This is a genomic window from Azohydromonas aeria, from assembly GCF_009760915.1.
GTDB classification, from domain to species: domain Bacteria; phylum Pseudomonadota; class Gammaproteobacteria; order Burkholderiales; family Burkholderiaceae_C; genus Azohydromonas; species Azohydromonas aeria.
Genome location: NZ_VIDQ01000080.1, coordinates 1 through 11098 on the forward strand (window position 1 = coordinate 1; position 11098 = coordinate 11098).

Sequence of the window (11098 nt, forward strand, 5' to 3'; positions counted from 1 at the left end):
AACTCGGGCTGCGCCACGACTTCTGACGCTTGCACCCCCGTGCCGGGCTTTCGGCATCGCCGCCATCGAGGCCCCGGCACGGGACGCGCGGCTCAGCCGCGCTCGGCCGTGGCCGCCACCGGCGCCAGCCCGGCATTGACCCCCGGCTCGCCGTGCGGCTGCGCCGACGCCGAGCGGCCGTGCTTGATCATGGCCACGGCCACCGCGGCGATCACCGCGGGGATCGCGATGGCGATGAAGTTCTGCTGCAGCGGCAGCGCCATGCCCACCAGCGCGCCGATCACGATCGGCGCCAGGATCGCGCCGCTGCGGCCCACGCCCGAGGCGAAACCGATGCCGGTGGAGCGGACGGCCATCGGGTAGAACTGCCCGGCGTAGGCGTAGGTCACGATCTGCGTGCCGATGGTGGAGGCACCAGCCAGGCCCACGACGAAGAACAGTGCCTCCGTCGGCATGGGCACGCCCAGCAGCGTGATCGACACGGCCGCCAGCACGTACATCGAGAACAATACCCACTTGATGTGGAAGCGGTCGGCCAGCCAGCCGCCGCCGACCGCGCCGATCATGGCGCCGAAGTTCAGCGTCAGCACGAAGGTCAGCGCCGAGCCCAGGCTGTAGCCGGCGCCGGCCATCAGCTTGGTCAGCCAGGAGCTGAGCGCGTACACCATGAACAGGCACATGAAGAACGCGATCCAGAACATCACCGTGCTGAAACCGCGGCCGTCCTGGAACAGGTGGCGCACCGGCGCGCTGTCAGCCTTGTCCACGGCGGGCAGCGCGAAGCGGTCCGCCGCGGTGGGGCGCAGGCCCGGGTCGAGCCTGGCGACGATGGCCTTGAGCTCCTCGTGGCGGCCCTGCTTGAGCAGGAAGGGCATCGACTCGGGCAGCGACTTCAGGATGAACGGGATCAGCGCCACCGGCAGCACCGCGGCGAAGAAGACCGACTGCCAGCCCCAGCTCTCGATCAGGCCCTTGCCCAGCACCGCGGCGAGCATGCCGCCCACCGCGTAGCCGCTGAACATCAGCGTGACCATGGTCGAGCGCACCTTGCGCGGCGAGTACTCCGTCATCTGCGCCACGACGTTGGGCATCACCCCGCCGATGCCCAGGCCGGCCAGGAAGCGGGTGACGCTGAACGTCACCGGGTCGCTGGTCAGCCCCGCGGCCGCGGTGAACACGCTGAAGAGCACGATGCAGATGGCGATGGCCCAGCGCCGGCCGATGCGGTCGGCGATCGTGCCGAGGAAAATGGCGCCGAACATCATGCCGAACAGCGCCGAGCTGACCATGAAGCCGGCCTGCGTCGGGTCCACGCCCATCTGCTTCATGATCGACGGCAGCGCGATGCCGGCCACCGCCAGGTCGTAGCCATCGAAAATGATGATGAGCGCGCACCAGAACAGCACCAGGCCGTGGAAGCGGTTGAAGCGGGCCTCGTCGGCCACCTTGTGTACGTCGATGGTTCTCATGTGTCGTCTCCTGGGGATCTGGTGTGTCGGGCGGTCGTGCAGCCGCGGGGCTCAGCCCAGGTCGCCGCCGCCCACGGGCAGCGTCACGCCGGTGATGTAGGCGGCCTCGTCGGAGGCCAGGAACAGGATCGCGCCCACCTGCTCGTCGATGGTCCCGTAGCGCTTCATCAGGCTCGACTGCACGGTCTGGTCCACGATCTGCTGGTACCAGGCCTTCTCCTGCTCGGTAGGCAGCTCGGTGTTGCGCGGGACGCGCCGCGGCGGCGCCTCGGTGCCGCCCGGGGCGGTGGCGTTGACGCGGATGCCGCGCTGCGCGTTCTCGAAGGCCAGGCAGGCCGTGAGCGCGTTCACGCCGCCCTTGGCCGCGCCATAGGGCACGCGGTTGACGCCGCGCGTGGCGATGGAAGACACGTTGACGATGGAACCGCTGCCCTGCTCCAGCATCACCGGCAGTGCCGCGTGGCAGCACCACAGCGTCGGGAACAGCGAGCGGCGCACCTCGGCCTCGATCTCGTGCTCGCGGTAGTGCTCGTAGGGCTTGGCCCAGATCGTGCCGCCGACGTTGTTGACGAGGATGTCCAGGCGGCCGAAGCGCTTGACCGTCTCGGCCATCACGCCTTCGGCGTCGGCGTTGCGCTCCAGGTCGGCGGTCAGCGTCAGCAGCCGCTCGGCCGCGCCGGGCAGCGCGCTGAGCTCGTGGACCAGTTCGGAGCGGTCCACCGCCGCGACGCGGCCGCCCTCTTCCAGCAGCCGCTCGACTACGCGCCGGCCGATGCCCTGCGCCGCGCCGGTGACGACGGCGACCTTGTTCTCGAAGCGAGATTTCATTGCAAAACTACCTTGTTCAACCCGTTCGTCCTGAGGTATCGAAGGACGAATCCGACAGGCTCGGATGCCCGCACACGGTGCGGGCCGTTCACCCTTCGATACCTCAGGGCGAACGGGAAAGGGTTGTCCGTTGGATAAACCCGTTGCGTGTCAGGCGCTGGCGGCGAACTTCTCGTAATGGAAGCTGGCCGGCTTGACGCCGCACTCGCGGATGAACCGGCTCACCGCCTCGACCATCGGCGGCGGGCCGCACAGGTAGACGTCCACCTCGCCGTCGTACAGGTGCGCCGGCTCGATGTGGTGGGTGACGTAGCCCTTCCTCGGCCAGGCGCTCTCCGGGCTGGCCACGCAGGCGGCGAAGGTGAAGTTGGGGATGCGCGCGGCGAAGTCCTCCAGCCTGTCCATCTCCACCAGGTCGGCATCGGTGGTGACGCCGTAGACCAGGTGCAGCGGGTGCGGGCTGCCCTCGGCCGCGATCTTCTCCAGCATCGCGGTGAAGGGCGCCAGGCCCGTGCCGCCGGCCAGCAGCAGCAGCGGGCGCTCGATCTCGCGCAGGTAGAAGCTGCCCAGCGGGCCGGTGAGCGTCATGCGGTCGCCCGGCCGGGCCTGCCCCGTCAGGAAGCCGCTCATGAGCCCGCCGGGCACGTTGCGGATCAGGAACGACACCTCGCCGCCCTCGCGCACCAGCGAGCTGAAGGAGTAGGCCCGCGTCTGGTCGGTGCCCGGCACCTGCAGGTTCACGTACTGGCCCGGCAGGAAGGCGAGCTTGCCCAGCGACTCGTCCCTGAGCGTGAGCGAGATGGTGCTGGGCGAGAGCTGGCGCACCTCGCCGACGGCGGCTTCCAGCACGGCCCGCTGGGTGCGGCACACGGCCGAGGAGGCGGGCACCTGCACCACGCAGTTGCCGCGGGCGCGCATCTGGCAGGTGAGCACGTAGCCCCGGGCGGCCTCGTCCTCGCTGAGCGCGTCCTCGATGTACTCGCCCATCTCGTACTTCCCCGACTCGGCGTGGCACTTGCAGGTGCCACAGGCGCCGTCGCGGCAGTCGAGCGGGATGTTGACGCCCTGGCGGTAGGCGGCGTCGGCCACGGTCTCGTTCGGGTTGGCCTCGATGAAGCGGGTGAGGCCGTCCTCGAAGCGAAGGGCAATCTGGTGGGGCATGGGGTGTCTCCTGCGCGCAGTCCCTGGAAAGCGCCCTGGCGGCGGGCACTTTTCCGGGTCGCTGTCTCAGATGTGATAGACGTCCACCACGTGGTGGATGTAATCGTTCTTCAGCACCACGACCTTGCGCCGGATAAGCGGCTGGCCGCTGGTGAGGTCCAGCGTGTAGTGGCTGGTGCCGAAGTAGCTGTCCGTCGTGTGGTAGCGGTAGCTCAGCGTGTGCCAGTTGAAGCGCACCACCAGCTGCTCGCCCTGCCGCGACACGATCTCCACGTTGTGGATGTTGTGCCCGGTGCGGGGCTCGGGCGTGCTGGCCGCCGAGCGCTCGGTCTTGATGCGAAAGACCCGGTCCTCCAGCCCGCCCTTGTTGGGGTAGTAGATCAGCGAGATCTCGCGCTGCGGGTCGCGCGTGAGCTCGTCGTCGTCGTCCCAGCTGGGCATCCAGAATTCGGCCTCGGCGTGGTAGCAAGCCAGCCACTCGTCCCACTGGCGGTCGTCGAGCAGCCGGGCCTCGCGGTACAGGAAGGCCTGCACCTGTTCGATGGTCATCATGGTCCCTGTCTCCTTCAGGCGTGGTCGCAGGCGTGGTTGTGTCCGCACACGACGTGCTCGACGCCGGCGGCCCGGCGCGCCTCCTCGGTTTCGATGGCGCGGCGCATGGTCTGCAGCCAGTAGCGGTGCTGCTCGGTGTAGAGGCCCTCGTCCTCGGTCTTCACGCCCGACAGCAGCGGGTTCAGGCCGATCTCCAGGGCGGCGGCGTCCGGGCCGTGGACCCACTGCGTGGCGCCGCGGCACATGTCGTTCCACTCCAGCGCGATGCCGGCGTAGCCATGCTGGCAGGCGCGGAACTCCTCCAGGTCGTCGGGCGTGGCCATGCCCGTGGCGTTGAAGAAGTCCTCGTACTGGCGGATGCGCCGCGCGCGCGCCTCGGGAGCCTCGCCCTTCGGCGCGATGCAGTAGATGGTGACCTCGGTCTTGTCCACGGCGATGGGGCGCAGCACGCGAATCTGCGAGCTGAACTGGTCCATCAGGTAGACGTTGGGGTAGAGGCACAGGTTGCGCGAGTGGCCGATCATCCAGTCGGCCTTGGCCTGGCCGTGCTGCGCGACGAGCTGGTCGCGGATCGGGTAGGCCGGGCGGTCCTCGGGGTTGGCCCACTTGGTCCACAGCAGCATGTGGCCATGCTCGAAGGCGTAGAAGCCGCCGCCCTGCTTGGCCCAGCTGCCCGCGTCCATGGCCTTGATGCAGTCGCCCGCGGCGGCCTGCTTGCGCTGGTTCGTGGTGGCCGCGTAGTTCCAGTGCACGGAGCTGACGTGGTAGCCGTCGGCGCCGTTCTCGGCCTGCAGCTTCCAGTTGCCGTCGAAGGTGTAGGTGGACGAGCCGCGCAGCACCTCCAGCCCTTCGGGCGACTGGTCCACGATCATGTCGATGATCCGGGTGGACTCGCCCAGGAACTCGGTCAGCGGCGGCACGTCGGGGTTGAGGCTGCCGAACAGGAAGCCGCGGTAGCTTTCGAAGCGCGCGACTTTCTTCAGGTCGTGGCTGCCGTCCTTGTTGAAGCTCTCGGGGTAGCCGGCGCCGCTGGCGTCCTTGACCTTGAGCAGCTTGCCGGAGTTGCTGAAGGTCCAGCCGTGGAAGGTGCAGGTGAAGCTGGCCTTGTTGCCCTTCTTGTGGCGGCACAGCGTGGCGCCGCGGTGCGAGCAGGCGTTGATGATCGCGTTGAGCTCGCCGGCCTTGTTGCGCGTGATGACGATGGGCTGGCGGCCGATGTAGGTCGTGAAGTAGTCGTTCGGATTCGGGATCTGGCTCTCGTGGGCCAGGTAGATCCAGTTGCCCTCGAAGATGTGCTTCATCTCCAGGTCGAACAGGGCGGGGTCGGTGAAGGCGCTGCGGTGCAGGCGGTAGACGTGCCGGTCGGCGTCCTCGACCAGCATGCCGGCCAGGCGCTGCTTGACGCCGTCGAGGGATGCGGAAGTGCTCATGCTTGTCTCCATGCCCGCTCACGCGGGCCACGTTGGGCAAGGCTTCGCCCGGCCCGGGCACGCGGTGGTGCCGGGGGGAGAAGGCTGTTCGGGGAAGGTGGGCACCGCGCGGAGGGCGGCGGTGCCGGGCTCAGGGCGTCAGGCGGCGGCGCGCGGACGGTTGAAGTCCGTGGCCGGGACGCTGGGCTTGTCGTCGTGCAGCGTGAAGTCGAAGCGGATCTCGTAGAACGGCTTGTCCACGCCCAGCGCCTGCATCGCGGCGCGGTCGTTGTTGCTGTGCACCGGCGGCACCAGGCCGTCGCGCGTGCCGAAGGCGAAGTCGTCCCACAGGTGCGGATCGTTCTCGATGTTGATCTGCGTGGTCAGCTTGCGCTTGCCCGGGGCGGTGACGAAGAAGTGGATGTGCGCCGGGCGGTGGCCGTGGCGGCCGAGCTGCTGCAGCAGCCGGTCGGTGGCGCCGCCCGGGGGCACGCTGTAGCCCACCGGCATGACGCTGCGGAACTTGTAGCGGCCCTGCGCGTCGGTCACGATCGTGCGGCGCAGGTTGAAGTCGCTCTGGCTCTTGTCGAAGTAGGAGTAGTTGCCCAGGTTGTTGGCATGCCAGACCTCGACCTTGGCTCCCGCGACGGGATGGCCGTCGGCGCTGCGCACCACGCCCTGCATCACCACCACCTCGCCCGGCGTATTGCCGTCGTCCAGGCGCGCCTCGCCTTGCGCCACCGGGGCGCCGGCCACGTACAGCGGGCCCTCGATGGTGCGCGGCGTGCCGCCCTTGAGGCCGGCGCGGGCCTCGGCCTCGTCCATGCGCAGGTCCAGGAAGTGCTCCAGGCCGATGCCCGGCACGATCAGGCCCAGCTCGCCGTTGCGGCCCGCATCGCCCAGGTAGTTCAGGCCGGCCCAGAACTCTTCGGGCGTGATGTCCAGGTCCTCGATGGCGAGCATCAGGTCGCGCACCAGGCGGTGCACGATGAGCTTGACGCGGGCATTGCCCTCGCCGACGACGCCGGTCTTCTCGAAGCGGTCCAGCAGCTGGTCGATGGTCTTGGTGTCCATGGTTGTCTCCTCGTCAGAGGTGTGTGAAGAAGGGGTGGAAGGGCCTGCCCGGCGGGCGCCGGGGGTTCAGCGGTCGTCGTCGTGGATCGACGAGGGGTGGCGGCACAGCGCCGTCACCTCGACCTGCATGAAGGGGAACAGCGGCAGCGTCGAGAGCACCTGGTGCAGCTCGTCGGCGCTGGCCACGTCGAAGACGCTGACGTTCGCGTAGCGGCCGGCCACGCGCCAGAGGTGGCGCCACGTGCCGTCGCGCTGCAGCTGCTGCGCGCGCTCGCGCTCGGTCTGCTTGAGCGCCTCGGCCTTGTCGGCGGGCATGTCGTGCGGCAGCCGCACGTCCATACGGACCTGGAACAGCATGGTTCGTCTCCTGGGTTAATGTCGGGTCGGGGTTGCCTGCGCAACCGGGATCAGCGGCCGCGGCGCAGCCGCGCGACCTTGTCCTCGTCGATGTCGATGCCCAGTCCGGGCGTGGTGGGGATCTGCAGCGAGAAATCGCGGTAGGCCAGCGGCTCGCGCAGGATCTCCTCGGTCAGCAGCAGCGGGCCGAACAGCTCGGTGCCCCAGGCCAGCTCGCCAAAGGTGCTGAAGATCTGCGCCGAGGCCATGGTGCCCACGGCACCTTCGAGCATCGTGCCGCCGTAGAGCCCGACGTGGGCCGCCTGCGCGATGGCCGCGACCTGCGCCGCGCCGTGCAGGCCGCCGGACTGGTTGATCTTCACGGCGAAGACGTCGGCCGCGCCCAGGCTCGCCACCTCGAAGGCGTCGCGCGGGCCGTGCAGCGCCTCGTCGGCCATGACCGGCAGGATGTTGGCCTGCGTCAGCCGCTGCAGGCCCGCCTTGTCGCCGGCGGCGATGGGCTGCTCGACCAGGTCGATGCCCGCGTCGGCCAGCATGCGCATGCCTTCGAGCGCCTGCGGCACCGACCAGGCCTGGTTGGCGTCGATGCGCACGCTGGCCATGTCGCCCAGCGCCCGCTTGATGGCGGCCACGTGCGCCACGTCGTCCTTCACCGCGCGCAGGCCGATCTTGAGCTTGAAGACGTTGTGGCGGCGCAGCTCCAGCACGCGCTCGGCCTCGGCGATGTCGCGCCGGGTGTCGCCGCTGGCCAGCGTCCAGGCCACGGGGATGCTGTCGCGCACCCGGCCCCCGAAGAGCTCGCTCAGCGGCACGCTCAGGCGCCGCGCCTGGCCGTCGTACAGGGCGGTCTCGACGGCGCACTTGCCGAAGCGGTTGCCCTGGACACTGCCGCGCAGGCGCGCCATCAGCCGCGCCACGGCGCGCGGGTCCTGGCCCACGAGCAGCGGCGCCACGTAGGTGTCGAGGTTGACCTGGATGCTCTCCGGGCTCTCCTCGCCGTAGGCCAGCCCGCCGATGGTGGTGCCCTCGCCCCAGCCGACGATGCCGTCGCTGGACTCGATGCGCACCAGCACCAGCGTCTGGTGGTTCATCGTCGCCACCGACAGCTTGTGCGGCCGGATCGTGGGCACGTCCACCAGCAGCGTCTCGACCGAGAGAATCTTCAATTGGGAAGTCATGCTGAAACTCTTTTTCCGTCCAATTCCCGCCCCACGCCGCGAAAATATCCGCGCGCACCGGTCGGGTTTGATGTGAAACCAGGAAAAGCCTGGACCGCTTTTGTCGGGGTCATTCGTTTCCAGCACTTGCCGGAAATGAATATCAGCCTTGAATGCCGTGAATGGTAGGCAGCGCCTTGCCGGCAGTCCAAGACGGTTTTAGACTGGTTTCATACCTTCAAGGCATCAAATGGAACTGCGTCACCTGCGCTACTTCGTCGCCGTGGCCGACGAGCAGAACTTCACCCGCGCGGCGGAGCGGCTGCACATCTCGCAGCCGCCGCTGAGCCGGCAGATCCAGGACCTGGAGGAGGAACTGGGCACGCCGCTGTTCGAGCGCGGCGCGCGTCCCTTGAAGCTCACCGAGGCCGGGCGCTTCTTCTACGGCCAGGCGACGCGGCTGCTGGAGCAGGCGGCGCAGGCCACGCGCGCCACCCGCCGCGTGGCGCGCATGGAGCGGCGGCTGGTGATCGGCTTCGTGGCCTCCACCATGTACGGCGCGCTGCCGCGGCTGGTGCGGCTGTTCCGCGCGGCGCGGCCGCAGACGGAGCTGTCGCTGCTGGAGATGTCCACGCTGGACCAGACCGAGGCGCTGAAGTCCGGCCGGGTGGACGTGGGCTTCGGCCGCCTGCGGCTGGACGACCCGTCCATCAAGCGCGAGGTGCTGCGCCAGGAGCGGCTAGTGGCCGCTATACCCATGGAGCATGCCCTGGCCATTCCTGACCAGAGCATCACGCTGGCCGCGCTGGCGAGCCAAGATATTCTGGTTTACCCCAAGTCACCGCGGCCGAGTTATGCCGACCAGGTTTTGTCGCTGTTTCGGGATTTGGGGCTGGAGCCGGGTGCCGTGCACGAGGTGCAGGAAATACAGACCGCGCTGGGCCTGGTGGCGGCGGGCATGGGCATTTGCGTGGTGCCCACCGGCGTGAGCCGGCTGCGGCCCGACGAGGTGGTGTACCGGGCCCTGAGCGACCCGCAGGCGGTGTCGCCGATCGTGATGAGCACGCGGGCGCAGGACCAGAACGAGGACATCGTGCTGCTGCGCGCGCTCATCGACCAGATCTACCAGGAGCAGGCCGAGGCCCGGCGGAAGGCGCAGGCCGGGGCCGAGGCGGCGGCGCCCGGGACGCCCGGGACGCCCTGAATGTCAGGCCGGCACGGCCAGCAGCCAGTCGTGCAGGGCCTCGCGGAAGGCCACCGGCTGCTCCAGCACGCTCAGGTGCGAGGCCCCGGGCAGCACCACCAGCCGCGCGCCGGGGACGGCGCGCGCGATCGTGGCGGCCATCTCCGGCGGCGTGCCCTGGTCGAGCGCGCCGGCGATCACCAGGGTCGGCACCGCGATGCGCGGCAGCCGCGCCGTGGTGTCCACGCCGGCGATGGCGTGGCAGCAGGCGACGTAGCCGGCGGCATCGCAGGCGAGCACGCGCCGGCGCCAGTGCGCCACGGCCTCGGGATGCGCGGCATGGAAGCCCTCGTGGAACCAGCGCTGCAGCGCGCCGTCCACGATCGCCTCCAGCCCGCCGGCCTCGATGCCGGCGATGCGCTGCGCCCAGCCGGCCCGTGCCTCCTCGGGATAGGCCGAGGTGGTGTTGGCCAACGCCAGCGCGCGCACCCGGCCGGGGTGCCGCAGCGCCAGCTCCTGGCCGACCATGCCGCCCATCGACAGCCCGATCCACGTCACCGGGCCGAGGCGGAGCTCGTCGATCAGCCCGGCGGCGTCGTCGGCCAGCTGCGCCATCGTGTACGGGCCCGGCGGCGCCGCGCTGGCGCCGTGGCCGCGCTGGTCGTAGAGCACCACGCGGCCGTGCTGGGCCAGGTGGCCGGCCAGCTCGTCCCACATCGACAGGTCGCAGCCCAGCGCGTGCGCCAGCACGAAGGTCTGGCCGGGCCGGCCGCCGTGGCTCGGCTCCTGCACCCGGTAGTGCAGGCGCGGCAGGCCGCGCGTGTATCCGGAAGTCGGGTTCATCGGGGTGAGCGCCTGCATGGGATGCGGCCTCAACGCAGGCCGAGCAGCTGCCGCGCCTGTGCCGGCGTGGCGACGGGGCGGCCGTGCTCCTCGCACAGCCGCGCGACGGCTTGCACCAGCGCGGCGTTGGAGGGCGCCAGGGTGTCCCTGTCCAGCCGCACGTTGTCCTCCATGCCGGTGCGGCAGTGGCCGCCCAGCTCCAGCGACCAGCGCGCCATCGTCGCCTGGTCGCGGCCGATGCCCGCGCCCGTCCAGGTCGAGCCCGGGGCCACGCGCTGCAGCGTGCGCACGCAGAACTCCAGCACCTCGCGGTCCACCGGCATGGCGTTGCGGATGCCCATCACGAACTGCACGTGCAGCGGGCCGCGGATGAAGCCCTCGCGCTGCAGCCGCGCGGCCTGGAACACCATGGACAGGTCGAAGGCCTCGATCTCCGGCTTGATGCCGTGCTCGCGCATCTCGGTGGCCAGCCACTCGACCAGGTCCGGGGCGTTGTCGTAGACGCGGGTCGGAAAGTTGACCGAGCCGGTGGCCAGCGATGCCATGTCAGGACGCAGGCCCAGGTGCGCGCCGCGCTCGCGCCCGGCGCCGGAGCGGCCGCCGGTGGAGAACTGCACGATCATCCCCGGGCAATGGCGGCGGATGCCGTCGAGCACCTGCGCGAAGCGCTCGGGCGACGAGGTCGCCGTGCCGTCGTCGTTGCGCACGTGCAGGTGCACCAGCGTCGCGCCGGCCTCGAAGGCCTCGTGCGTGGACTCGACCTGTTCCGCCACGGTGATCGGCACCGCCGGGTTGTCGCGCTTTTGCGGCAGCGAGCCGGTGATGGCCACGGTGATGATGCAGGGGCTGCTCATGGGGTCTGTCTCCTGGAGGCATGGGCGCGAGGCGCGGAGCGCGGCCATGCGGCGGCGCACCCGGCGATGCGCCGCGGGTGTCGAAGGAAGCGTCGGGAAGGAAGCCCGCCCCGCGCGCCGCAACGCTCAGGGGCCGGAGGCCTCAGCCTTTGAATGCATGCCAGGTATCAACCTGGACAGCGTCATGTTCGTCGCCGCAGGAGCGACTGTC

Annotated in this window: 11 protein-coding genes; 1 reads left to right on the forward strand and 10 read right to left on the reverse strand. The window is 69.9% G+C overall.

The features are described from left to right. Nucleotides 1-92 precede the first annotated feature (92 nt). The 8 genes from FJ694_RS29970 to FJ694_RS30005 form a co-directional block, all read right to left on the reverse strand. Complete coding sequence (locus FJ694_RS29970) at nt 93-1469, reverse strand: MFS transporter (protein ID WP_157271203.1); 1377 nt, start codon at nt 1467-1469, stop codon at nt 93-95. Between the two features lie 51 nt (nt 1470-1520). Beyond that, nucleotides 1521-2297: a 1,6-dihydroxycyclohexa-2,4-diene-1-carboxylate dehydrogenase gene (locus FJ694_RS29975; protein ID WP_157271204.1), complete on the reverse strand. Its 777-nt coding sequence runs from the start codon at nt 2295-2297 to the stop codon at nt 1521-1523. A gap of 150 nt (nt 2298-2447) precedes the next feature. After that, nucleotides 2448-3458 carry a benzoate 1,2-dioxygenase electron transfer component BenC gene (gene benC / locus FJ694_RS29980; protein WP_157271205.1) on the reverse strand — a complete coding sequence of 337 codons (1011 nt, stop codon included), beginning with the start codon at nt 3456-3458 and terminating at the stop codon, nt 2448-2450. A gap of 66 nt (nt 3459-3524) precedes the next feature. Further along, nucleotides 3525-4010, reverse strand: a complete 486-nt coding sequence (benB, locus tag FJ694_RS29985; protein ID WP_157271206.1) for a benzoate 1,2-dioxygenase small subunit — start codon at nt 4008-4010, stop codon at nt 3525-3527. 14 nt (nt 4011-4024) lie between these two features. Then, nucleotides 4025-5440, reverse strand: a complete 1416-nt coding sequence (gene benA / locus FJ694_RS29990; protein WP_157271207.1) for a benzoate 1,2-dioxygenase large subunit — start codon at nt 5438-5440, stop codon at nt 4025-4027. Between the two features lie 138 nt (nt 5441-5578). Beyond that, nucleotides 5579-6493, reverse strand: coding sequence for a catechol 1,2-dioxygenase (gene catA / locus FJ694_RS29995; protein ID WP_157271208.1), 915 nt, complete (start codon nt 6491-6493; stop codon nt 5579-5581). A gap of 66 nt (nt 6494-6559) precedes the next feature. Further along, complete coding sequence (gene catC, locus FJ694_RS30000) at nt 6560-6850, reverse strand: muconolactone Delta-isomerase (protein WP_157271209.1); 291 nt, start codon at nt 6848-6850, stop codon at nt 6560-6562. Between the two features lie 50 nt (nt 6851-6900). Beyond that, nucleotides 6901-8028: a muconate/chloromuconate family cycloisomerase gene (locus FJ694_RS30005; protein ID WP_157271210.1), complete on the reverse strand. Its 1128-nt coding sequence runs from the start codon at nt 8026-8028 to the stop codon at nt 6901-6903. Between the two features lie 229 nt (nt 8029-8257). On the opposite strand from FJ694_RS30005, the gene FJ694_RS30010 reads away from it, so the two are divergent. After that, entirely contained in the window at nt 8258-9211 is a 954-nt protein-coding gene (locus FJ694_RS30010; protein ID WP_157271211.1) for a LysR family transcriptional regulator, read from the forward strand. 3 nt (nt 9212-9214) lie between these two features. Here the strand turns inward: FJ694_RS30010 and pcaD are convergent, their stop codons facing one another. Next, nucleotides 9215-10033, reverse strand: a complete 819-nt coding sequence (pcaD, locus tag FJ694_RS30015; RefSeq protein WP_232540290.1) for a 3-oxoadipate enol-lactonase — start codon at nt 10031-10033, stop codon at nt 9215-9217. 29 nt (nt 10034-10062) lie between these two features. After that, nucleotides 10063-10887, reverse strand: a complete 825-nt coding sequence (locus FJ694_RS30020) for a 3-oxoadipate:acetyl-CoA acetyltransferase (protein WP_157271213.1) — start codon at nt 10885-10887, stop codon at nt 10063-10065. Nucleotides 10888-11098 lie beyond the last annotated feature (211 nt).